Origin of the sequence: Streptococcus sp. 17.1 (assembly GCF_016648655.1) — a bacterium.
Taxonomy (GTDB): domain Bacteria; phylum Bacillota; class Bacilli; order Lactobacillales; family Streptococcaceae; genus Streptococcus; species Streptococcus salivarius_E.
Genome location: NZ_JACLQM010000002.1, coordinates 112,662 through 134,741, shown reverse-complemented (window position 1 = coordinate 134,741; position 22,080 = coordinate 112,662). Strand labels below are relative to the sequence as shown.

The following is a 22,080-nucleotide window of genomic DNA, read 5'->3' as shown; positions in this document are numbered from 1 at the left end:
CTTATTTCTTTGAATTAGCTTTCAATTGATCTTGTGTTGGGGCACCTTTCCATGCTGGAAGGTCAACCTTGTTAGATGCATCATAGATGATTTGCGCTACTTCATCATTTTGGTAGGCTTTAATCAAAGTCTTGATAGCATCAGCTTTATTTGATTTTTCCCAATCTTTATTAGCTGCAATGATATTGACCCAATCTTTTAAATCTTGGCTTGGATCTTCTTGGAAGAGGGTTGTGTCATAGTCAACGTTTTGTTGTTGTGCGTATGAGTTGTTAACAACTGCTGCATCTACAGATGAAAGAGTTTGGGCAGCTTGTTCAGCTGCGATTTCTTTGATATCCAATTTCTTTGGATTTTCAGAAATGTTCTTGATAGTTGCCAATTCACCATCTTTAACATCCAACTTAATCAAACCAGCTGTTTGAAGAAGTGTCAACGCACGGCTTTCGTTTGTACCATCGTTAGGTACTGAGATAGTAGCTCCATCTGGAAGCTCTTTAACATCTTTATACTTAGCTTTTCCGTTTTCAGTACCTGAGAAAAGGTGGATTGGGCTAAGAAGTGTGTCAGCTGCCGCAACAACATCACCCTTATTTTCTTTGTTCCAGTTGTTCAAGAAATAAATGTGTTGAAAAGCATTAACATCGATTTCGCCGTTTTTAAGGGCTTCATTTGGTTGGTTGTAGTCTGTGAACTCTTTCAACTCGATAGTAACACCCTTGTCTTTAGCCAATTCTTTGACTTTATCCCACAACGGCTCAGTAGTGTCATCCAAAGTCATGACACCAACTGTCAACGTTTTATCATCCTTAGCTGATTTGTTACCGCCAGCACCACAAGCAGCCAAAGCTACTGTTGAAGCGACTGCCAATCCTGTAATTCCAAGAATTTTTTTAAGTTTCATAACGAACTCCCTTTAATTGTTTTAAGTGTAAAATTATTATCCCATAGGATAAGAATTGTAGCAAATTGTTTATAATTGTATATCTCTATAGTTTTTAACTATATCCTGCCCTAGATTTTAATTATATGAAAAAGCTGAGAATCATTCCCAGCTCCTTTCTTATTTTTTGCTTGGAACTTTCAAAGCGTCTTTAGTTGGAATATAATCTTTGTTTCCAAGGAATTTTTCAGCCAACTTAGCCAAAGTACCATCTTTTTGGAGTTCTTCCAAACGTTTGTTTACAAATTTTTGAAGATCTTTTTGGTTATCTGCGAACAAGAAGTAGATATATGGTTGTTGATCAGATTTAAGTTCAATCGTCTTCAAGTTGCTCAACTTATTATTTTTGATAATTGAATTAACAGTTGGTGCATCAAAAATCTTGAAGTCGTACTTACCTTCATTCAAACTTGTCAACATTTGTGTAATATTTTCATTTGTGTAGTTAAGTTCAACTGGCTTGTCTGAATGTTTCTCATTAAACTCTGTCAATTGAGTAGCTGTCGATGTTCCTTGAACAACCTGCGTTGAGTGTCCAGCAATATCATCATATTTCTTAATATTACTATCTTTTGGAACAGTCAAAACAGCTGGTGTGGTACCAATTGGATATGAGAAGAGATATTTTTGGTCACGTTCTTCTGAATAAGAGATATTGTTCCCTGCCATTTGGTATTTAGCTGAGTCAAGACCTGTGAAGACTGAAGACCATTCTGTTTTTTGGAATTTCACTTCATATTTGTCAGAGTCTTTGAAGACTGCTTTAGCCACTTCCACATCGTAACCAGTCAATTCACCGTTTTCTTCATATGAGAATGGTGCTGTTGTCCCAACAGTGGCAAAGTTAATTGTTTCTTTAGCACCTGAAGATTTAGAGGCTTCTTTTGATGATTTAGATGAACATGCAGCAAGCAAAGCTACTGAAGCAATGGCTACACCCGTGATTCCAAGAATTTTTTTAAGTTTCATAATATTCTCCTTTGAGATTGATTGTTTTTATTGTAACAGAATTCACTAAGCTTAACTAATACTTAAACATAATCAAGGTGATAAGAAAATACTATCACCTAAAAATATCAATTGTTTGACAAGAAAAAAGCAGAAAACCAATAACGATTTTCTACCTTATTCCTAATTAATAATGCGACAAACGCTCAATTACTTGCTGGTTATTGAGCACTTCCTGGGCAGGAAAGAAATCAGCCTTACCATCTTCGAAAAGAAGAACATCAGCCTTTTCATGATGAAGATGCTTAAAGTGATGAGCAGACATGATAATGGTTTTCCCAGCTGAATGAAGCTCATGTAGAAGTTCCCTAAAAAATTCTTCATATTCTTTAGAAAGATTATTGAAGGGTTCATCAAGAATATACACATCTGGATTCGTTACCATGATACTGGCAAAAGCCACTTTCTTCTTTTCTCCACCAGACAGTTGATAGGGAACGCGATCTCTTAAATCTTCAATTTTAAGCAGGGATAGCGTGTCTTGAACGCGCTGTGAGACTTTTTCTTCGGTTAGACCTAGCTGGCGAGGACCAAAAGCAATCTCATCATAGACAGTACTATTAAATAACTGACTATCCACATCCTGGAAGAGGATTCCGAGGCGACTATAAAAATCTCGTTTTTGACGTTTGTCCTTCAGGCATTCTTTGAGGTCCTTCCCTAAGAAAAGAATGCGACCAGATTCTTCCTGCTTGAAGCCAGTTAATAAACTGATAAGACTTGATTTCCCAGTCCCATTTTCCCCCATCAACATCACATATTGTCCTTGTCTAATCTCCAAATCAAGACCAGTAAAGACCTTTTTTTGTTCATAGGCACAGGCCACTTGTTTCAATTGAAACATCTCATCCTCCTAACAGAATCTGTCCTAAAATCACTGCTACTAGACCTATCAAGGCCAGCCAGTCCTTCCATGTGAATGACTGTGATGACTTGACATACTCACCGACAAAGCAACGTGCTTCCATGGCTTGAGTTAGTTCCTCACCATAGCGTATAGCTTTAAGGTATAAAATTCCCCAGATATTACTTCCAATCCGGAAACGATGGTTGCCGCCAAAGCTTCGTGCTTCAATCCCTTTGAGCAAATCCATTAATTGTTTTCCAAAGACATCGATATATTTTATGGTGATATCTAACTGGAGCAGAACAAGATCAGGAAAATGCAACCCTTTTAATGCCACTAGCATCTCACTTATTGTACTTGTCTCTGAATAATAAGCAATGGCTACGGCAATCAAAGGAAGTCTAAAAAGAAAGAGCGATTGACCTCCGCTAAGTAAGAGATGCGGTAGATAAAGAACTAAAGGGAAGATCAACAACACTACAGTTTTTTTCAAAGTTCTTACTAAAACAGAATGCGGTAAAAAAGCCACGCCAGCTCCTAAAAACAAGGCTACAATCCACAAAACTGTGAGATTTCGGCTAATTCCCACTGAAACAAGTAAGAAAAAGAGAAGTAAAACCTTAGCTGTTGGATGAAAGACTGATGCTACTTTTAAAGGATGCGTTTCAAACTTTTGAAGAAGAGCTTCCAGATGGTGACGATTCCGGATAAGAAAGTTATTTCTACCGACTTTAGTGACTACTGGGCGCTCTTCCGACATCCAATCTGGAAGAATCATTTTTCAACCTTTCTACCGAAAATCAAGCGATAGAGGATGAAGAAAATCAAAACAGCAGAGGCAGCGCTCAGGATATAACCCAAAACTTCTGGGATGCCTGCGATACTATAATCTGGGAAGAGGGCATTGAATGAAAAACCATTCAACATTCCTTTTGGCGCTTGGGCTTCCACATGGTAATGAGACAATTTTTCTACCAACTCTTTGACATCCCATTCTGCAAAAGCTGTTCCCGTCGCCAATAAACCAAGTGGCGTTAGGATAATTAAGGCTAGGATAAAGAGCAATAAAGGACGTAGTTTTTTAGTCGTTATTTCCTGAGTATTATCAATATTCAAACGTTCAATGAATTCTTGAACACCGGCTGTGAAAAATCCTTCTACCAAGCCTATAAGCAGGTGAGTCAAGCCCATTACTGGAAGTGTCACTCTCAAAGGGTATGGATTATAAAGCGGATTACCACTGCTATCTTTAAAGAGAATCGGTTGAATTCCTAGTAAAACCGCAACAGTCAGGGCCGCAACTACAATTCCAATATAACCTCCAAAAAAGCTAGCAATTATCCTGTTCTTTGTCCACTTATTCAAGAGTTTATAAACAGCATAACCCACAAATGGCATGACAACAGCCATACAAAAGGCATTCGCACCAAAGGCCAAAATCCCACCATCACCAAATAGCAAAGCCTGCATAGCTAGAGCCACACTAACTGCTAAACAGGAGGCCCAAGGTCCTAACAATATGGCAATTAGCACTGCCCCAACAGCATGGGCACTCGTTCCACCTGGGGCTGGAAGATTAAACATCATGATAAGGAAGGACAAGGAAGTCCCGATTCCCAACATAGGAATCGTTTTTTTATCAGTGTCAACCTTTACCTTCACTTCCTTGACAGCCTTATACCAAATAGGCAACATAACTGCCCCCATTGCCGCACAAGTCATAGGGCTTAAGTAATTTTCAGGAATATGCATTTCTTATCTCCTCATATCATTTTTTCTCAAATTCAAAGGGGTTAATCCATGTATTTCTTGTCTAAAATAGTCTGCACAAGAATAAATGACGCGACGATTATCCTCAGCAGTTTTTCCTAAGATACGTAACACCAGACCCGGGATATCTATGGATGAAATAGCAAAATCAGACTCTAAATTCAGATCTTCTAAGTGCTTCTGCAAAGCCTTAACAAAAGCCTCGTCAATATTTGGTGACACCATTACCAAACTATTATAATTACGCCAGCCTTCAAAATAACCAAGTTTAAACATATCTTGTTTCTGAGGCTCTAAGAGGGTCTGATCGCTATAAACAAGCTCATTATCTTGGTAGATTTGTGTCAAATTACGAAAATAATGGTATTGAAACGGTAAATCCTCATGAGACCAACCTGCCGTTACACCATCTGAATAAATCAAGTGGGCAGACTTATCCATATCAATACGACTTGTTTGAAAATAGCGTGATTTTAAATAGGGAATAACTTCATCAGCCATGTACTCCAAATAACTATTTTCTTCAAGTGTGATAGACGTATTCTGTTGTGTCAACTGTCCTTTCTCACACTTGTAAACATAGGTAGGTGTCTGAGTTGTCACCAAGGCATGAGCATCTTTATTAACATCAATGGTTACTTGATACTGCTCACCCTCGACAAAGCCCCCACCCATATTAATTAGGAAATAGTAAGGAACGCCATTGGCATCTGAATTATCTGCCGACACTCGAGAGTTGCCTTCTTGGTATTTCTTGTGGGAAATTGTACGACCATTTCTGTTTGAAAATCCAAGATGGACAAAACCATCATATGCTTGTGTCATCTTACAAGTCCTCTAGTAGGAAATTCTTACGAATCCATTCTTCCACTTCCTTAACATTGTCATCATTATTCAAATTTGTGAAAATGAAAGAATCTTCGTTACGGAAATGAAGGGTATCTTCACGCATACGGTCTAGGTTGGCTCCAACATAAGGTGCAAGATCAGTCTTATTAATCAAGAACAAATCACTCTTAATCATCCCTTGACCAGCTTTACGTGGGATTTTTTCACCCTGAGCAACGTCAATAATATAAATGGTAAAATCAACCAAATCAGGGCTGAAGGTCGCAGCCAAGTTGTCTCCACCACTTTCAAGGAAAATAACATCCAAATCATGGTTAAAGCGCTCTTGAAGAGTTTCAATCGCTTCAAAGTTCATAGAGGCATCCTCACGAATCGCAGTATGAGGACATCCACCAGTTTCTACACCAATGATACGGTCTTCGTCTAAGCTTGAATTTTTAGCCAAGAAAAGGGCATCTTCTTTTGTATAGATATCGTTAGTAATAACTGCTAAATTTAAGTCGGACATACGTCGTGTAAGACGCTCAAGCAAAAGGGTTTTACCTGAACCAACAGGTCCACCAACTCCAATAATTACAGTACGTTTTGTCATTGTTTTTTCCTCTCAACCTTGTTGATATTTTAGGACATGAATAGGCGGAATACCTGTGTTTCATGTTTCATCTGAGCTAATTCAAGACCAGGCGTATTGGCCCCAAGGTAGGACGCATCCAATTCTTGAATTTCTTGTGTCATTTTTTCTAATTGTGAAAAGCTACGTAAAACAATCTCCTGTCCAGCAAACTGTCCAAGGGGAATGGCACGCACAGCATTTTGAACCATCGTCGAAATCACGCTATAGCCATAAAGTGCTATGGCTTCATTACATCCCAAGCCCTTGTTAAACACATAGAGCGCAAAGACAATAGCTGGATTGCCGAAGACCACACCCTTACGTATTTTAGACTGATAGTCATCCAATACCGGAATAGCATGAAGCCTTTGAATGAGTCGAAGCATTTGCTTAGCAATCATCTTAGTTCCCTGTCTTGTTTCACGCGCTTGCGTCGAAACTGTCAAGACCTTATCATAATGCCAAACCTGCTCTATGTTATCTGTAACCATAGCATCATAAACCAGTTTGATTACAAGACCTTCACCATATTTAAACTGACTAGCTAAATAGGCTTCTTGCCACTCTTCGTAACCTTTATCATCTGTTACAGTGTCTTCACGCAGATAATTTTCCATCCCAAATGAGTGGTTAAATGATCCAATTGGAAAGGTGGAATCGACAATTTGCACAATTTCAAGATAATCTTGCAAAGACACATTAGCAAAGGGATTAATGTTCATGGGCAGTTAAATTCACATGGCGTAGGGGTTTATCAAGGACCACTTCTTCAATCGTGTAGGCAATCTCTTTTTGAGTCAAGACTTGCTCTACTACTGGGTCAACCTCTAAATAAATCTTGGCATCTTTCACCTCAATTGGTTTATGAGTATTCCCAAGAATGTGAGCTGTGATTCCCATTTCATCCATATCTTTAGGTGAGATGACAATCAAATCCTGTGACTCAACACCAATAGCTAGAACATGGTGATCATCGATAAAAAAGGCAGAGCCATTTTGCAATTTTTGTCCCTTATCAAGACGAATACCAAATTCATTCCCATGATCACTCTTCACACGAATAATTTTTTTGTTAAGATCGTCACTCGAAAGAATGACTGTTTCAATATGGTATTTGTCCACATCGATATCCTTAACAAGAGCATCTACTTTTGTAAAAATCATACTTTTTCCTTTTCTATTACATTTTAAAAGTCTAGCATCAGACTCATATAGCAACCTAATAAAGTGCTAAAAACGTTATGGCTGTAAAATACAAAAGAGGTTGGAGGAAAAATTCCAGCCTCATGTATATAGCGTTTTCCTTAGAACAAGAAATAACGTTGAGACAATGATGTCGTATGGATTGGCTCACAAGTAACCAACTCATCATCAATAAAGACATCAAAGGTCTGTGGATCGATACGGATTGTTTTTGGAGCGTAGTCATTAAGCTTCATATCACGCTTAGTCAAGTTACGCGTATTCTTAACAGGAAGAACAATCTTATTCAAACCATTTTCTTCTTTGATACCGTGATCATAAGCATATTGAGAGACAAATGTAAGATTTGTTTCATGAACCGCTTGACCGTAAGCACCATATAATTTACGCATGATACGTGGTTGAGGTGTTGGAAGACTTGAACCAGCGTCACCCATAACACCATAAGTTAACATACCACCCTTAAGCACCAACTTAGGTTTTGCACCAAATTGTGCTGGTTCCCAGATAACCAAATCTGCAAATTTACCAACTTCTACAGAACCGATATAGTCTGCAATACCATTGGTGATGGCAGGGTTAATTGTATATTTAGCCACGTAACGTTTAATACGGTTATTATCGTTAAACTCTGAATCCCCTTCAAGTGGACCACGCTGAGCCTTCATCTTATCAGCTAGTTGCCAACAACGCATTGCTACTTCACCGACACGTCCCATTGCCATGGCATCTGAAGTCATGATACTAAGGGCTCCCATATCGTGAAGAACATCTTCTGCAGCCACAGTTTGTTTACGAACACGTGATTCGGCAAAAGATACGTCTTCTGGGATTTTTGGATCCAAGTGGTGACAAACCATAACCATATCTAACAACTCACCAATAGCATTTGTAGTATATGGGTTAGTTGGGTTAGTTGATGATGGCAAAATATTTTCCTTACCTGCAAAAACCATAATATCTGGAGCGTGCCCACCACCAGAACCTTCGGTATGGAAGGTATGAACGGTACGACCTTGGAAAGATTCCAAAGTATTTTCCATAAATCCACCCTCATTCAAAGAGTCGGTGTGGACCGCAAAAGAAACATCGTATTTATCCGCAACTTTAAGGGAATTATCAATTCCTGCGTAAGTCGCACCCCAGTCCTCGTGTGTCTTAATTCCTGCTGCACCAGCTTTAATTTGCTCTTCAACCACTTCAGTCTCAGAACCAACACCTTTGGCAAGGAAACCAAAGTTAGCAGGCATATCATCAACAGCTTGCAACATACGAGTAATATGAAATTTACCTGGTGTACATGTTGTTGCATTACTACCGTCGGCGGGACCAGTACCACCACCAAAGAGGGTCGTAATTCCATTATCCAAACCAAATTCAGGAAGGTCAGCAGAAATATAATGTACGTGGAGGTCAATACCACCAGCAGTCACAATCAAACCTTCTGCAGCAATGGCTTCTGTACTAGCACCCACAACAAAGTCCACATTGTCCATTGTATCTGGGTTACCACCGCGACCAATAGCAACAATCTTACCATCACGAATACCGATATCTGCTTTAATAATACCTGTATAGTCAATAATGGTTGCACCTGTAATAATGGTATCAACAACTGATGGATTGTCACGTGTTTCCGTAGCACTAACACCCATACCATCACGCAAAACTTTACCGCCACCGAACTTAGATTCCTGTCCATAAACAGTAAAGTCTTTTTCAATGGCTGCAAAAAGATTGGTATCTCCAAGACGTACGCTATCCCCTACAGTTGGTCCATAGTGTTGAGCATACTCTTCACGATCCATTTTAAAACTCATCGATTTGTCCTCTTTCTAGTCTAAGAAACCATTGACCTTGTTATTGAAACCAAAAATACGACGTTTCCCTCCAAAGTCAATAAGTTGTACTGTTTTCGTTTCACCTGGCTCAAAACGAATGGCTGTACCTGCTGGAATATCTAGACGTTTGCCTCGCGCCTTTTCACGATCAAATTGAAGACCAGCTTCGTTTGCTTCATAAAAATGGTAGTGAGAACCCACTTGAGCAGCACGGTCACCCACATTTTTCACTTCAAGACTAATGGCTTCGTAACCACCGTTATAATCAATTGGCTCACTCGCCACATGGTATTCACCTGGAATCATTACACTTCTCCTTACTGAATAGGATCATGAACAGTAACCAGTTTTGTACTGTCCGTAAAAGTAGCTTCAACTTGAATCATTGGAATCATTTCTGCAATACCTTCCATAACATCTTCACGTGTTAAGAGATTGCGAGCTTCATCCATCAGTTGGGCAACAGTTTTACCTTCTCTTGCACCTTCAAGCACATAGTCAGTGATTAAAGCAACTGCTTCTGGATGATTCAATTTGATTCCTTTGTCTTTACGTCGTTGAGCAATCATAGCCGCAAGGCTAATCATCATTTTTTCCTGCTCGCGCATTGTCAATTGCATCGTTTTTCCTCCTTAAATCAATGCTTACCACTTGCCCCAAAGCATCAAAAGCCCTGGAATCCAAGCTGTTACAATTCCTTCAAAAATAGCTAGGTAAGGGACAAATTTTCCTAGATTCTTCTTAAGATTAATTTCAATAAAGGCAGTTAGCCATAGGATACCCCACAAGAACCAAATAATACCATACCAAGCATTACCACCGTATCCAGATGTTAAGCAAAGAATCCCTGCTGGTAGCGTATTAATTGCCACAAATAAGCTAAACCACCCATACAAACGTTGATCAAAATCGAAAATCGTATTGATCGCTGAGTAAAGGTAGGTGAAGGCAAATAAAAGACCAGTGGCGCTACCATAAAACCATTCAGCGCCTTGCCCCGTACAAGCTCCGTAAGCAATGACAATAATGTTGAGAATCAAACCCAAACCACCCGTAAAGATATTCATGACAACATTGGATTTATCAGGAATCCCCTCTAAACGATGGAGTCCATTACTCATCAAAACCATACCAACATAGAGTAGGATGACACCTAACATAAGAACCTCCTAAGTTTTTTTATGTTATTATCATACTACTTTGAAAACACATGTCAACGAATTTTCAGAAATTTTGCAACATTTAGATGGTAGTCAATCTAACATATAGTGTTAAAAAATGACATCACCTTTAGTGATCCTCGATAGAAGTCCTTTGCTCAATCCCAGATAAACAAACAGTTAATCTCTAAAAAACTATCTTTAGCATTTGACAGTTTCTAACAATATAGCCCGTACAATCTATCATTCAATGTGAGCATAATATTTTTTACTCACCTATTTTTCCAACTCATTCTTCAGACCTAAGTCCATAGACCTATTTTTAGTAATTTTACAGTTGGGTGACAAAATCGAACATTTTTTATGATAAAGTCTTTTTTGGACTAACATCCAAAAGGAGAATTATGATGGAAACAAATAACTATACTACTAATTTACAGCTAGTCTCCCAGGAATATTCCGACGAAAAGACTAGTCTTCAAACCAAAACCAAGAAACTCTTGGAATATTTTTCACCAAAAGACATTTGGAAAATTAAGGGACTGATTGTCGCCTGTCTCGTGGCCTGCTTCCTATATGTCACTTACTTGACCCATTTTTCCTTTGCCTTTCCAGCAACCCTTGTCTTGATAAGTACGATTGAACTGGGCTGTCGTCTATTAGGTGGAAAAGCAAAGGGAATGCGACTTGAATCGGCAATATTTATGGGCACTAGCCTACTACAAGGTTTACAAATTAGTCTTTGGGGTCTGCACGACAACTGGGGGAGCGCTCAAATTCTTTGCCTTCATGCGAGTATCCTCCTTTACTTAATGGCACGTACTGGACAAAGTAGTCAAGACCGTTTGGGAATTATGGTTTGGCTAGACCTCATATACACTAGCTGCATCTTCCCACTGAAATATTTCTTTATCGGAGCCTGGACACTACTCTATAAAACAGCACCTAAACAAGAGCTCTCTGAAGAAGAAAAACACGCAGTTCAGAACCACAAATGGATGATTCTCATTAGTATCGTGATTGCCTTGCTACTGACTGTATTCGCTGCTAGTCAGCTTAGTTAGGTCTTGCCTGCTTTCGGACAACTTTGGCAACAGTTCTTCCAGACACTTGCTTCTCTACTTGATTTCACTATCTCCTTCAAGGATAACGGATTATTGTTCTCTCGTTTAATAACCAGTATCCCTCTGGCTCTAGGACTTTTTGCTCAACTCGTTGCAACCTATTTGGCAAAAGAAAAGCCACTTAGTCGAAAACGATTTGAAGGCCGTCTTAAAACAACCCGTCAGTTTCCAAAAGTAGCAGCTTATATCGTACTCGGAAGCCTCTGCCTTACTTATGCCCTATTCATATTAACTGCCACTAGTCAAATGGGAGAACTCCTTTCTCTCAACCAAGTCAACATTCCAGCTCATCAAGCCTCACATATTGCTGTTCAGGGCTTCTGGCAATTGGTTCGAGTCTCTACCCTTAACTTGGGAATCCTAGCTGGACTTTACATTTTTTCTAAAGAAAACTTCTTCACCCACAAGGGGCTTCGTTTGTTGAGTACCCTACTCTTTACTTTCGCTAGCCTCTTTGCCCTTATCGCCGGCTGGAAACTCTTTGGCGTTTATATCGCACTCTATGGTGTAACGCCACGCCGCTTACTATCAGGTTGGTTTGTCACAGTACTCTTTATTTGGTGTGTCCTAACACTTATTAGACTTTATAAGCCTATCCAGGCAACCCGTCTCGCTGTATTTTATGCAACTATCAGCTTCACCTTGATTAGCCTCTTAGGTAGCTTTATTTTATAAGAAAAAAGAGTGGAACTAGATTAACTAGTTTCACCCTTTTTATATTGGAGTTATTTTGAATCTCTTGTAGGAAAGGCATACATCACCCAAAGTACTACTAGTAGTGGTGTCGCTTTTAATACAATCCAAGCAACATTGAAATTGGCATCACGTAGACGACGAATCTGCATAGAAATGGTAGGAAGCGCCGTTGCTGCTATAAATAGAATGAAAGCTGTCAATGTAAAGCCAGCAGCTCTTGTTTCCCCAAGTAAGTCCATCAGTAGGAAAATCAAACTACCGATAATTCCATTAATCAAGACAACCCACCAATAGTCTGATCGTTTTGTACGACCATAAAAATCGAGATAGCCTAACCAAAAATTTTTATATGCCTCTAACATGTTTACACCTCTTAATAGTATGCTACCAGTATACTATATTAATAAGATAGGTGCAAGATGTGAAAATTTAGACTTCTTAAGTTTTCTACATATATAATAGGAAGATTCTTTTTTAAATAAACTGGAATGGATTGAAATTAGCACTGTCTGACTCAATCTGGCCACTCACCATGGTCACTACACGACTGACATGTTGACGTACACTATTGCGATGAGCAATAAAAATCATTGTTCGTTTAATCTTAGCAAGATTAGCCATGACCCTGCTTTCAGTATCACTATCGAGACCACTAGTAGCTTCGTCAAAAATCAAGATAGGTTGTTTGGACAATAGAGCCCTTGCTATAGCTAATCTTTGTTTTTGACCGCCAGACAAACCACCGTCTTCAGATACTTGGGTCTGAAAGCCTAGTGGCATTTTTTGAATATCCTCTAAGATATCAGCTTGTTGGCAAACTTTAATAAGCTTTTTCTCGTCAACTTCTCCTTCAAATCCTAATAGCAGATTTTCTAAAATGGTTCCCGTAAACACATAGGTCTGCTGGGGAACGTAAGTCACCATTTGACGCAACTCCGCATGGCTAATAGCATCTTTATCTAGGGTTACATGACCACTAGATTTCGTATAATAACCTGACAACATTTTAGCTAAGGTCGTTTTTCCAGAACCACTCTGACCCATGAGGGCGATTTTCTCACCCTTATGAATCGTTAAATCAATCTTACTAAGAGTCTCTTGCTGATAACTAAAACGGTGACTAACTCCTTTAAAAGCAAGTTGTTTAAAAGATAACTCTTTAAGTTTTCCTTTTTCTTCCTTGTCCACAACATATACTTCTTGAAGACGATTATTGGCGACTTTGGCTTGCTGAATTTTAGATTGGAGATTGATGATATTAATTAAAGGAGTTGTAAAATAATTCAACAACATATTATAGGTAATCAACTGACCTGCAGATAGTTGCCCTTCCATAACCAATTGTGCCCCATACCAGAGGATAAAGACATTAGAAACTAACTGAACCCCTGTCTTTAACCCATCCTGCGTTAATTGCCACTTGGCCTTAGACAAGGACTTCTTCAAATAGTCATGGAATTTCACCTCAATTTCCCGATAACGTCTATCCTCAACTCTCAAGGATTTTAAGGTTTCAATACCTCGCAAATCATCAATAACAGCGGTATTGACCTGACTATTTGCCTCCATCAATTGATAATTTTCCTTTTCAAAAAGCTTATAGAATACCACAATGATTAAAACATAAAGAGGAACTACCGTGAGAGTCATCACAAAAAGTGACTGATTTTGTACAATAAGAGCCACAGCTAGAGTCATCACAATGGTCACATCTAGGAAAATCGATAAAATCGTTGAAGCTAGAGCTTCGATAATAGTGTTAGCATCTCCAAAACGTGACGTGATTTCACCAGTACGACGTGAACTAAAGAAACTAATAGGCAAGGAAAGGACATGCTTGATATAAGGAAGAATGACAGCAATGGACAGGTAATTACCCAATCGATGTAGAAGATAATCTTTGAAAAAAGTAAAAACTTGTTGAGCAAGATAAGAGATGCATAAGCCTAGCGAAATCATGGTCAGAAGATTATAGGCCCCCTGAGGAATCAAACGGTCGATAATAGCTTGCAAATAATAAGAACCAATAATATTAACAAGGGTCACTAGAAAACTTAATAAGACAATAACTGCAATCAAACCCTTACGACGAAACAAAATTGGTAAAAATGAAAGAAGTCCAGGTACATCTTCTTTGTATTTAGTGTAGGTTTCTCCTGGAACAAAAAAGAGAGTAACTCCCGTCCACTCTTTGGCAAATTCCTCTAAGGGCATTTTAATGACCTTCTTGCTAGGATCTGGATCACCAATAACAAGCTGCCCCTTGATTTGACCAAACACCGTATAATAATGTTGCAGCCCACCTTCTTTAACCACATGTACAATAAAAGGATAAGATAGGTTTTCTTGTTTAAACAAGTCTAAATCCGCACGAATAGCCTGAGTTTCAAGACCCAACTGCTTGGCCGCTTCCACCAAACCAAGCGCAGAAGTACCTTCACGAGAAGTCTGAGCCAACTCTCGCAAATAAGCTAAACTATAAGATGAACCATAGTGTTTAAGAATCATAGCCAAGGCAGCGACTCCACAATCACGCTGATCAACCTGTGAAATATATGGATATTTTGACATGGTGACTCCTTATTAAAGACAACCTGCAAAATAAGGCAAGATAGTAATAAGTAGTGAGAATAGTGTAAATAATTTTAGTTTTTTCAAAATAAAACTCCTTTTAACTGTTATTTATGTTTCTATAGTAAACATTTAACCATTAAAAAAGTAGTGACATTTATGTCACCACCATTTCTATAAACCATCTGCCGCTTTACCTGCCTTTATACTTTCTTCTAGCACCGAGTCTTCTAAAACGGAAGCAAACATTATGGCCTTATCGTAATTTTCTGCAGCCTCTTTCTTGTTTCCTTTATGCAGAAGTTCATATTTGGCTTTGAGAACAAAAACATTAGGTTTATAGCTATAGAATTGTGATTTTTCTATAACAGCTAAGGCTTTATCCACAACTGTTAAGAAGTCTGAGAAGGAATTGTGAAAAATCTTCAAAGCAGCGATAGCCATCAAATCGTTAAATAAAACAATATTATAGACATCATCTGTCCAAATTTCCTGATTTAATACTCTCTTTACGATTCTTTCAAAAAGTTTTTTATCATACTGCTTTCTTCCATAAAGATGGAAGAAATAATAGTCAATAACTAATAAATCGTTAGTTGAGAATTTCTTCTTCCTTTTGACTTGTTCAAACAAGTCTTCATATATTTCCTCAACTTTAGGACTCTCTTCCCAACTAGTAAAACTCAAAATATTTTCCAAAATATCTAGAGTTAACAATTCTTCTTCTGGGAGAAGTTCAAAGAATTTCTCATAGACCTCCTCAATTAAGGCAAGTTTAGCCTTTATTCTTTCTGGATTTCTATACGTTGGAAACTTAATCAGACGATTCTTCATCTCGTAGTATTCGTCAGGGATAGTAATATTATCATGATCCAATAAATCGGTCATATTTTTTCCTAGACGTTTTGCAATATAAGATAATTTATCCAAAGACGGGAGCGACTCCCCTTTTTCAATGCGAATTAACTGACGAACAGTCAATTCCGCACCATCTAAACATAGCACTTCACGTGACATCTGCTGGCGTTCACGCTCAGTTTTGATTCTTAGTCCAATGCTGTCTTTTATGTTCAAGAGACACTCCTTTATTTCGAAATTTTAAAAACATTATATCATAATTATAATATAATTAATATACAGTTAATGCATTTTTAACAGAACAATAGTCAAAATAAGCTATTTTTATACATTTTATATAGGAAAGACCTTCCTTTGTATCAAAAAAACATGCAGTTCAAAACTACATGTTTTTTTATTTCTGTTTACTTTGGAATCGCCATTCAAAGCGAATACGATCATAAGTTGGATAAATCGCATTAAGCAACCCAAAGGCTAAGGTAAAGCCAGCTAAAACATCTGTTGGATAATGAACACCTACATAAATACGCGAAAGTCCAACAAGGAAAATCAGAAGCCCAGTAATAGCATAAACTACTATTTTAGATTCTTTTTTCTCCAAACGCTGAGCAAGGACAATGGCAATTGCTCCAAGAATCATAAAAGTTCCCAAAGAATGACCACTAGGGAAAGAATAACCACTAGCATGCACTAAATGCGTAATTGATGGACGCTGACGCTGATAAATATACTTCAAACTTACAATCAAGATACTAGCGAGAAGCCCACTAGCTCCCACAAAGATAGCTTCTGATTTATACTGACGTAGATAAAGCCAGATGACTGCTACGATTGCAATAATAGCCTGTACAGGCGTATTCCCAAGCATGGTAATAGTTTTAAAAAAGCGTGTCAATCCTGCTGGTAATCCTCCTCGAACCCAAGTTTGAATGTTGCTATCAAATCCTGTCAAGGCTTCAGGATAGAACTTAACCATATAACCGAGAGCAACAAATAACAATAAGGCAAAAGAAGCATAAGTATAATGTGTGTGTTTGTGTTTCATATTTATAATTTTACTAGAATAGACTTAAGTGGAGCATAAATCAAAGCAAAGGCTAGCGCAAAAATCAAACCTTCAAGTAAATTGAAAGGTACTACCATAGCGAAAAGGTATTTATAGAGACCTATAAATTGCGCAATATCAAAGTTGGCAAATTTAGCATAGAGTGGTACTGCATAAATATAGTTAAGAATAACCATAACAACTGTAAGCAAGACAGTTCCTACAACAGAACCAAGAATATAATTCTTGCTTGTTTGATTTTTCTTCCAAAAATAGCTTAGGCCCCAAACAAAGACGCCTAGAGCAACAAAATTCATAGGAAGTCCAATCATTGATCCTGGTCCACCATTGTTTAGCAAGAGCTTCAACAATGAACGAAGCAAGAGAACACCAATGGCACTCTTAAAATCAAAGATAACCAAGGCAATAAGAACAGGAAGGATTGAAAAATCAACCTTCAAAAAATCTGCTGCTGGAATCAATGGAAATGAAAAATAAAGCAACAAGAATGAAACTGCGGATAAAATGGCAATGTAAGCCAATTTACGTGTGTTTGTCATAAAAAAATTCCTCCAAATTTTAACAATTTGAAAGAAGTTCCCAATGGATTTGCCCATGCCAAAAAAAGCCTACGCAAAAAGACTGGTCTTCTTCCATCCAGACTATACTGTCGGTTGAGGAATCACACCTCATCAGCTTGCGCTCGCGGACTTATCCAAAGAATCACCGCCGGTCGGGAGTTTCACCCTGCCCTGAAGACCTTTTAAGGATAACATAAAAAAACCTTGGTGACAAGGTTTTCAAATTATGGATTTCTAATCTGTTGATAGTCAATGACTATAATTATTCTTTTAAGACAAAATAAAGTATCTATTTTAACTTATCATGCTGATAACGGTGACTCAGCTCTAGCCCCTCAAATTGTTGCTGACGAAGCGCTTCGTAAACAATCATACAAACAGTATTGGACACATTTAGACTACGCACATGTTCATCATTCATCGGAATACGAATAGCTTTTTCAGGATGCTCACGCATAAAATCTTCAGGTAGGCCTGTATCCTCACGACCAAACATAAAATAGTGGTCCTCACCATCGGCATAGGCCTCTTCTGAATAAGTCTTATCCGCAAATTTCGTGACTAAATGCAAACGCCCCTCTCGATTTTTAGACATGAAATCTGCCAAATTGTCATAATAAGTGATGTCAAGCTTATCCCAGTAGTCTAAACCTGCACGTTTCATTTTCTTGTCATCAATTGGAAAGCCCATAGGACGGATGATATGAAGAGGGCTATTAGTCGCTGCACAGGTACGTGCAATATTTCCGGTGTTTTGTGGAATACGAGGTTCAAACAAGACAATATGATTACGTGACATCTCAATTCTCCTAGACATAAAAAATACCATGTCGCCCGGAGTCAAGCTCAGCAGACGACATGGTTGTGGACGTTCATTAGCTTAAATCATGACAGGTTAGATTTAAAATAACGAATCTTTGAATATATTTTAGCACTTCTGGTCTAAAAGTCAAGACAATTTAAAGAAAAATTTCACCTTTATTTACTTAAATAGGAATAGTTGATAAAGCTAGCTGAAAAGGATGATTTTTCCGCTAAAATAGAGTATCATAGTAATGATTATTTGGAGGTAACTCATGCGTATTATTGTCGTAGGTGCCGGTAAAGTCGGTACCGCACTCTGTCGTTCTCTTGTTGAAGAGAAGCACGATGTTATTTTAATTGAAGAAAAGGAAGAGGTCCTCAAACGCCTCAGCAAACGCTATGATGTTATGGGCTTTGCTGGAAATGGAGCTAATTTTAAAATTTTGGAACAAGCCGAAGTTAGCAACTGTGACGTCTTTATCGCGATGACTGATAAAGATGAAGTGAACATGATTTCAGCAGTTCTGGCTAAACAAATGGGTGCCAAAGAAACTGTTGTTCGCGTACGTAACCCAGAATACTCTAATGCTTATTTCAAAGACAAGAACTTTCTTGGATTCTCATTAGTAGTTAACCCTGAACTTTTAACAGCTCGCTATATTGCCAATACAGTTGAATTTCCAAACGCCCTATCAGTTGAAACTTTTGCTAATGGACGCGTTATTCTTATGGCATTTAAAGTTACTGAAAATAGCCAATTATCTGGTATGACAATGGAACAATTCCGTAGGAAATTCGGCAATATTCTAGTTTGTACGATTCACCGTCAGGGTGAACTCATCATTCCAGATGGAAATGCTACCATGCAAATTGGGGATAAGATTTATGTCACTGGTAAACGTGTTGATATGGCACTTTTCCACAGTTACATCAAGCCAAAAAGCATCAAAAAACTTTTGTTGATTGGTGCTGGGCGCATCTCCTACTACTTGCTCAATATCTTGAAAAACAATCGTATTAAGGTCAAATTGATTGAGCAAAAAATGGACCGTGCGCAAACCTTTAGTCAGGTCTTCCCTGAAGTTTCTGTTATCTTAGGTGACGGTACTGCTAAAGACCTTCTTCTCGAGGAAAGTGCAGCCAGTTATGATGCCGTAGCTACCCTAACCGGAGTAGATGAGGAAAATATCATTACCTCTATGTTCCTCGAAAGCCTTGGTATTCACAAGAATATTACTAAGGTTAACCGTACTAGTCTCTTAGAGATTATCGATCCACGTGAGACAACAACAATTGTCACTCCTAAGAGTATCGCTGTTGACACTGTAATGCACTTTGTACGTGGGCGTTTTAATGCCAAAGACTCTAGTCTTGATGCCCTTCACCATGTGGCTAATGGTCGTATCGAAACCTTGCAATTCCAAATTAAGGAAAATAACAAAATCGCCGGAAAGAAACTTTCTGAGCTTGAATTTGCTAACGGTGTCCTTATCGCTGCTATTATCCGCAATGGAAAATCTATTTTCCCAACGGGAGAAGACAGACTCGCTATTGGGGATAAAATCGTGGTCGTTACACTCTTACAAAATGTAACTCACATTTACGACTTGTTGAAGAGGTAAGTTGCCATGAATCGATCTATTGTCCGTTTTCTTATTGCCAAGCTCCTACTGATTGAGGCTGCTCTCTTGGTTGTACCACTTATCGTCGCTCTTATTTATCAAGAAGATGCTAAAGTATTTGCCAGCATCTTGGGTACGATGGGGATTCTCCTCTTTCTCGGGATGCTTGGTACTCTCTTTAAACCAAAGAACTACCATATTTACACCAAAGAAGGAATGCTTATTGTAGCCCTCTGTTGGGTGCTCTGGTCCTTCTTTGGAGGATTGCCCTTCGTCTTTGCTGGTCAGATCCCAAGTGTCATTGATGCCTTTTTCGAGATGAGCTCTGGTTTCACAACCTCGGGGGCTACTATTCTCACAGATACTGGAGTACTTACCCACTCCCTACTTTTCTGGCGAAGCTTCGCCCACTTGATTGGAGGGATGGGGGTATTGGTCTTTGCCCTAGCCATCATGAACAACAGTAAAAATGGTCACCATGAGGTTATGCGTGCAGAGGTGCCTGGTCCAGTATTTGGTAAAGTCGTTGCCAAGCTCAAAAATACAGCTCAGATTCTTTACATCATCTATCTGACTATGTTTGTTATTTTTGCTGTTATTCTCTGGCTTTGCGGTATGCCAATCTTTGATAGTATCATCACTGCTATGGGGGGCGCAGGTACTGGGGGATTTGCTGTCTATAATGACTCTATCGCCCACTACCACAGTGATCTGATTACCTATGTGGTTACTGTTGGTACCCTACTCTTTGGGGTTAACTTCAACCTTTATTTCTATATCCTCCTTCGCAAAATCAAGTTTTTCTTCCAAGATGAAGAACTACGTACCTACTTTGCGATTGTGGCTATTTCAACAGGTTTGATTTTCCTCAATATTTTTGGGATTTACCACAATTTGGCTGACTCTTTCAAATACTCATTTTTCGAAGTGTCAACTATCATCACAACAACTGGTTTTGGTCTAACGGATATTACCAAATGGCCACTCTTTTCTCAGTATATCCTACTCCTCCTGATGTTTATCGGGGGATCAGCAGGTTCTACTGCCGGTGGTTTCAAGATTATCCGTGCTATGATTATTGCTAAGATTGCACGAAATCAGACCCTGGCTAGTCTCTATCCTAATCGTATCCTGTCACTTCATATCAATGGAAGTGTTCTCGATAAAGAAACTCAACACAGTGTTCTTAAATATTTAGCTGTATATGTACTCATTATACTAAGTTTAGTCACTGTTTTATCACTGGATAATCAAGACCTCTTGATTGTGACAAGCGCTGCTGCTTCAACCTTTAACAATATTGGACCTTTACTTGGAACGAGTGATAGCTTTGCTATTTTCAGTCCTTTGTCTAAGCTTATCATGGGATTTGCTATGATTGCAGGACGTTTGGAAATTTATCCTTTACTACTCCTCTTCCTGCCAAAAACTTGGTCAAAAACTTAATCATAGAAAAACTCCTTTGGATTCATTTATCCAAAGGAGTTTTATTACGTTTTAGACTAAAATAATCTGGCACCGGATCATCGCCAGTCTCTGATAAAGGGTGACATCTTAAAATACGGGCAACTCCCATAAGAACTCCCTTTAAACCGTGCATTTCTATGGCTTGGATCATATAAACCGAACAAGTTGGACGAAAACGGCAAGAGGGTGGAAATAGGGGAGAAATCCATCTCTGATAAGCCCTTACTAAGGCAATCAGAAATCTTTTCATTATTTAACCTTATTGACAGCAGCGTTATGAAGCTGACTGATTTCTTTCTTATTCAGACGGCGTGATTCACCTGGGCGAAGCCCTGTTAAATCAAGGGTACCAAAACGCGTACGTGACAACTTATCAACAAGCAAGCCCACCGATTCAAACATTTTCTTAACCTGGTGGTTACGCCCTTCATGAATTGTCAATTCAACAACTGAACGGTTCTTTTCATGGTCTACTTTGATAATATTGTAACGTGCTGGTTTTGTTTTCTTACCATCAATGACCACACCACGAGTCAAAGGACGAAGGTTCTCCTTGGTCGCAATACCTTTGACACGCGCCAAATAAACCTTGTCAATCTCATTACGTGGGTGAATCATCTTATCGGTAAAGTCACCATCATTAGTCAAAATAAGAAGCCCCGTCGTATCCCAGTCAAGACGACCAACAGGATAGATACGTTCCTTAACGTGGGGCATGAGGTCAATCACCGTCTTACGATTTTTCTCATCAGATACCGAAGAAATAACCCCTCGTGGTTTATTAAGAAGATAATAGACCTTCTCTTCATTATAAATTGGGCTACCATTTACCTCTACAATATCACCATTTTTGACAATTGTTGCCAATTCCGTAACGGTCTTACCATTTAGGGTCACACGACCCTCTTTAATTAGTTCCTCAGCCTTACGACGGCTGGCCACACCAGCGTGGGCAATATATTTATTAATTCGCATTCTTTTTCTACAGCTTAAGCTGTATCCTTTCTACCTAGCATCTCTGCTATGTTTCTTTATTTTTAATGATTAGTTTCAACAAGGTTTACTCTTAATTGTCCAA

The 22,080-nt window shown here is 38.7% G+C and carries 25 protein-coding genes and 1 riboswitch; of the genes, 4 read left to right on the top strand and 21 right to left on the bottom strand.

Features of this window, described 5'->3' with window-relative positions; genetic code table 11:
• Position 1: 1 nt before the first annotated feature.
• The 13 genes from H7T99_RS02405 to H7T99_RS02345 form a co-directional block, all read right to left on the bottom strand.
• The gene (locus tag H7T99_RS02405; RefSeq protein WP_013990049.1) at positions 2-904 is read right to left on the bottom strand and encodes a MetQ/NlpA family ABC transporter substrate-binding protein; all 903 of its coding nucleotides are present in this window, start codon (positions 902-904) and stop codon (positions 2-4) included.
• 159 nt (positions 905-1,063) lie between these two features.
• On the bottom strand, positions 1,064-1,912 hold the full coding sequence (locus H7T99_RS02400; protein WP_002889937.1) for an amino acid ABC transporter substrate-binding protein: 849 nt from the start codon (positions 1,910-1,912) through the stop codon (positions 1,064-1,066).
• 166 nt (positions 1,913-2,078) lie between these two features.
• On the bottom strand, positions 2,079-2,795 hold the full coding sequence (locus H7T99_RS02395; protein WP_037600280.1) for an energy-coupling factor ABC transporter ATP-binding protein: 717 nt from the start codon (positions 2,793-2,795) through the stop codon (positions 2,079-2,081).
• Position 2,796: 1 nt separating this feature from the next.
• Entirely contained in the window at positions 2,797-3,576 is a 780-nt protein-coding gene (locus H7T99_RS02390; protein ID WP_013990046.1) for an energy-coupling factor transporter transmembrane component T, read from the bottom strand.
• Positions 3,573-4,550 (bottom strand): cobalt transporter CbiM, encoded by a 978-nt coding sequence (cbiM, locus tag H7T99_RS02385; RefSeq protein ID WP_013990045.1) that lies wholly within the window; start codon positions 4,548-4,550, stop codon positions 3,573-3,575. Before cbiM ends, H7T99_RS02390 begins: the two co-directional genes overlap by 4 nt.
• Positions 4,551-4,553: 3 nt before the next feature.
• Positions 4,554-5,393 (bottom strand): urease accessory protein UreD, encoded by an 840-nt coding sequence (locus tag H7T99_RS02380; protein WP_037600277.1) that lies wholly within the window; start codon positions 5,391-5,393, stop codon positions 4,554-4,556.
• A gap of 1 nt (position 5,394) precedes the next feature.
• Positions 5,395-6,009 (bottom strand): urease accessory protein UreG, encoded by a 615-nt coding sequence (gene ureG, locus H7T99_RS02375; RefSeq protein WP_002889928.1) that lies wholly within the window; start codon positions 6,007-6,009, stop codon positions 5,395-5,397.
• Positions 6,010-6,038: 29 nt separating this feature from the next.
• Positions 6,039-6,752: an urease accessory protein UreF gene (locus H7T99_RS02370; protein ID WP_002889927.1), complete on the bottom strand. Its 714-nt coding sequence runs from the start codon at positions 6,750-6,752 to the stop codon at positions 6,039-6,041.
• The gene (gene ureE / locus H7T99_RS02365; RefSeq protein ID WP_002949549.1) at positions 6,742-7,194 is read right to left on the bottom strand and encodes an urease accessory protein UreE; all 453 of its coding nucleotides are present in this window, start codon (positions 7,192-7,194) and stop codon (positions 6,742-6,744) included. Before ureE ends, H7T99_RS02370 begins: the two co-directional genes overlap by 11 nt.
• A gap of 140 nt (positions 7,195-7,334) precedes the next feature.
• A complete protein-coding gene (gene ureC, locus H7T99_RS02360) occupies positions 7,335-9,053 on the bottom strand; it encodes an urease subunit alpha (protein ID WP_037600274.1) in 1,719 nt (572 codons plus the stop codon).
• A 15-nt stretch (positions 9,054-9,068) separates the two neighbouring features.
• Positions 9,069-9,380, bottom strand: coding sequence for an urease subunit beta (locus tag H7T99_RS02355; RefSeq protein ID WP_002886559.1), 312 nt, complete (start codon positions 9,378-9,380; stop codon positions 9,069-9,071).
• 11 nt (positions 9,381-9,391) lie between these two features.
• A complete protein-coding gene (locus H7T99_RS02350) occupies positions 9,392-9,694 on the bottom strand; it encodes an urease subunit gamma (RefSeq protein WP_002886558.1) in 303 nt (100 codons plus the stop codon).
• Between the two features lie 24 nt (positions 9,695-9,718).
• Positions 9,719-10,234 (bottom strand): AmiS/UreI family transporter, encoded by a 516-nt coding sequence (locus H7T99_RS02345; protein WP_002886548.1) that lies wholly within the window; start codon positions 10,232-10,234, stop codon positions 9,719-9,721.
• 404 nt (positions 10,235-10,638) lie between these two features.
• On the opposite strand from H7T99_RS02345, the gene H7T99_RS10550 reads away from it, so the two are divergent.
• Together H7T99_RS10550 and H7T99_RS10545 are read left to right on the top strand one after the other, a co-directional pair.
• The gene (locus tag H7T99_RS10550) at positions 10,639-11,298 is read left to right on the top strand and encodes an urease cluster protein (RefSeq protein WP_229103932.1); all 660 of its coding nucleotides are present in this window, start codon (positions 10,639-10,641) and stop codon (positions 11,296-11,298) included.
• A 3-nt stretch (positions 11,299-11,301) separates the two neighbouring features.
• Positions 11,302-12,033: a DUF4153 domain-containing protein gene (locus tag H7T99_RS10545; RefSeq protein WP_229103931.1), complete on the top strand. Its 732-nt coding sequence runs from the start codon at positions 11,302-11,304 to the stop codon at positions 12,031-12,033.
• A 50-nt stretch (positions 12,034-12,083) separates the two neighbouring features.
• On the opposite strand, the gene H7T99_RS02335 is transcribed toward H7T99_RS10545, so the two are convergent.
• The 6 genes from H7T99_RS02335 to H7T99_RS02310 all read right to left on the bottom strand — a co-directional run bounded on the left by H7T99_RS02335 (position 12,084) and on the right by H7T99_RS02310 (position 17,908).
• Positions 12,084-12,416, bottom strand: coding sequence for a DUF805 domain-containing protein (locus tag H7T99_RS02335; protein WP_002886546.1), 333 nt, complete (start codon positions 12,414-12,416; stop codon positions 12,084-12,086).
• A 112-nt stretch (positions 12,417-12,528) separates the two neighbouring features.
• The gene (locus H7T99_RS02330; RefSeq protein ID WP_037600272.1) at positions 12,529-14,625 is read right to left on the bottom strand and encodes a peptide cleavage/export ABC transporter; all 2,097 of its coding nucleotides are present in this window, start codon (positions 14,623-14,625) and stop codon (positions 12,529-12,531) included.
• 174 nt (positions 14,626-14,799) lie between these two features.
• Positions 14,800-15,699, bottom strand: a complete 900-nt coding sequence (locus H7T99_RS02325) for a helix-turn-helix transcriptional regulator (protein WP_037600269.1) — start codon at positions 15,697-15,699, stop codon at positions 14,800-14,802.
• Positions 15,700-15,877: 178 nt separating this feature from the next.
• Positions 15,878-16,528, bottom strand: a complete 651-nt coding sequence (locus H7T99_RS02320; RefSeq protein ID WP_037598982.1) for a phosphatase PAP2 family protein — start codon at positions 16,526-16,528, stop codon at positions 15,878-15,880.
• 2 nt (positions 16,529-16,530) lie between these two features.
• On the bottom strand, positions 16,531-17,088 hold the full coding sequence (locus H7T99_RS02315) for an ECF transporter S component (protein WP_037598980.1): 558 nt from the start codon (positions 17,086-17,088) through the stop codon (positions 16,531-16,533).
• 81 nt (positions 17,089-17,169) lie between these two features.
• A riboswitch (FMN riboswitch) is annotated at positions 17,170-17,292 on the bottom strand.
• A 106-nt stretch (positions 17,293-17,398) separates the two neighbouring features.
• The gene (locus tag H7T99_RS02310) at positions 17,399-17,908 is read right to left on the bottom strand and encodes a tRNA (cytidine(34)-2'-O)-methyltransferase (protein ID WP_002886541.1); all 510 of its coding nucleotides are present in this window, start codon (positions 17,906-17,908) and stop codon (positions 17,399-17,401) included.
• Positions 17,909-18,185: 277 nt separating this feature from the next.
• Between H7T99_RS02310 and trkA the strand changes: the two genes are divergently transcribed.
• Positions 18,186-19,535, top strand: coding sequence for a Trk system potassium transporter TrkA (gene trkA, locus H7T99_RS02305; protein ID WP_037598979.1), 1,350 nt, complete (start codon positions 18,186-18,188; stop codon positions 19,533-19,535).
• Positions 19,536-19,541: 6 nt separating this feature from the next.
• Positions 19,542-20,981, top strand: coding sequence for a TrkH family potassium uptake protein (locus tag H7T99_RS02300; protein ID WP_002886535.1), 1,440 nt, complete (start codon positions 19,542-19,544; stop codon positions 20,979-20,981).
• A gap of 22 nt (positions 20,982-21,003) precedes the next feature.
• Here the strand turns inward: H7T99_RS02300 and yidD are convergent, their stop codons facing one another.
• Both yidD and H7T99_RS02290 read right to left on the bottom strand, forming a co-directional pair.
• Positions 21,004-21,252 (bottom strand): membrane protein insertion efficiency factor YidD, encoded by a 249-nt coding sequence (gene yidD / locus H7T99_RS02295; RefSeq protein WP_002886534.1) that lies wholly within the window; start codon positions 21,250-21,252, stop codon positions 21,004-21,006.
• Positions 21,252-21,977, bottom strand: coding sequence for a pseudouridine synthase (locus tag H7T99_RS02290; protein WP_002883686.1), 726 nt, complete (start codon positions 21,975-21,977; stop codon positions 21,252-21,254). The genes yidD and H7T99_RS02290 overlap by 1 nt, the downstream gene beginning before the upstream one ends.
• Positions 21,978-22,080: the final 103 nt, after the last annotated feature.

Coding starts and splice junctions, on each gene's coding strand:
- H7T99_RS02405 (WP_013990049.1), bottom strand. CDS start 904: ATGAAACTTAAAAAAATTCTTGGAATTACAGGATTGGCAGTCGCTTCA.
- H7T99_RS02400 (WP_002889937.1), bottom strand. CDS start 1,912: ATGAAACTTAAAAAAATTCTTGGAATCACGGGTGTAGCCATTGCTTCA.
- H7T99_RS02395 (WP_037600280.1), bottom strand. CDS start 2,795: ATGTTTCAATTGAAACAAGTGGCCTGTGCCTATGAACAAAAAAAGGTC.
- H7T99_RS02390 (WP_013990046.1), bottom strand. CDS start 3,576: ATGATTCTTCCAGATTGGATGTCGGAAGAGCGCCCAGTAGTCACTAAA.
- cbiM (WP_013990045.1), bottom strand. CDS start 4,550: ATGCATATTCCTGAAAATTACTTAAGCCCTATGACTTGTGCGGCAATG.
- H7T99_RS02380 (WP_037600277.1), bottom strand. CDS start 5,393: ATGACACAAGCATATGATGGTTTTGTCCATCTTGGATTTTCAAACAGA.
- ureG (WP_002889928.1), bottom strand. CDS start 6,009: ATGACAAAACGTACTGTAATTATTGGAGTTGGTGGACCTGTTGGTTCA.
- H7T99_RS02370 (WP_002889927.1), bottom strand. CDS start 6,752: ATGAACATTAATCCCTTTGCTAATGTGTCTTTGCAAGATTATCTTGAA.
- ureE (WP_002949549.1), bottom strand. CDS start 7,194: ATGATTTTTACAAAAGTAGATGCTCTTGTTAAGGATATCGATGTGGAC.
- ureC (WP_037600274.1), bottom strand. CDS start 9,053: ATGAGTTTTAAAATGGATCGTGAAGAGTATGCTCAACACTATGGACCA.
- H7T99_RS02355 (WP_002886559.1), bottom strand. CDS start 9,380: ATGATTCCAGGTGAATACCATGTGGCGAGTGAGCCAATTGATTATAAC.
- H7T99_RS02350 (WP_002886558.1), bottom strand. CDS start 9,694: ATGCAATTGACAATGCGCGAGCAGGAAAAAATGATGATTAGCCTTGCG.
- H7T99_RS02345 (WP_002886548.1), bottom strand. CDS start 10,234: ATGTTAGGTGTCATCCTACTCTATGTTGGTATGGTTTTGATGAGTAAT.
- H7T99_RS10550 (WP_229103932.1), top strand. CDS start 10,639: ATGATGGAAACAAATAACTATACTACTAATTTACAGCTAGTCTCCCAG.
- H7T99_RS02335 (WP_002886546.1), bottom strand. CDS start 12,416: ATGTTAGAGGCATATAAAAATTTTTGGTTAGGCTATCTCGATTTTTAT.
- H7T99_RS02330 (WP_037600272.1), bottom strand. CDS start 14,625: ATGTCAAAATATCCATATATTTCACAGGTTGATCAGCGTGATTGTGGA.
- H7T99_RS02320 (WP_037598982.1), bottom strand. CDS start 16,528: ATGAAACACAAACACACACATTATACTTATGCTTCTTTTGCCTTATTG.
- H7T99_RS02315 (WP_037598980.1), bottom strand. CDS start 17,088: ATGACAAACACACGTAAATTGGCTTACATTGCCATTTTATCCGCAGTT.
- H7T99_RS02310 (WP_002886541.1), bottom strand. CDS start 17,908: ATGTCACGTAATCATATTGTCTTGTTTGAACCTCGTATTCCACAAAAC.
- trkA (WP_037598979.1), top strand. CDS start 18,186: ATGCGTATTATTGTCGTAGGTGCCGGTAAAGTCGGTACCGCACTCTGT.
- H7T99_RS02300 (WP_002886535.1), top strand. CDS start 19,542: ATGAATCGATCTATTGTCCGTTTTCTTATTGCCAAGCTCCTACTGATT.
- yidD (WP_002886534.1), bottom strand. CDS start 21,252: ATGAAAAGATTTCTGATTGCCTTAGTAAGGGCTTATCAGAGATGGATT.
- H7T99_RS02290 (WP_002883686.1), bottom strand. CDS start 21,977: ATGCGAATTAATAAATATATTGCCCACGCTGGTGTGGCCAGCCGTCGT.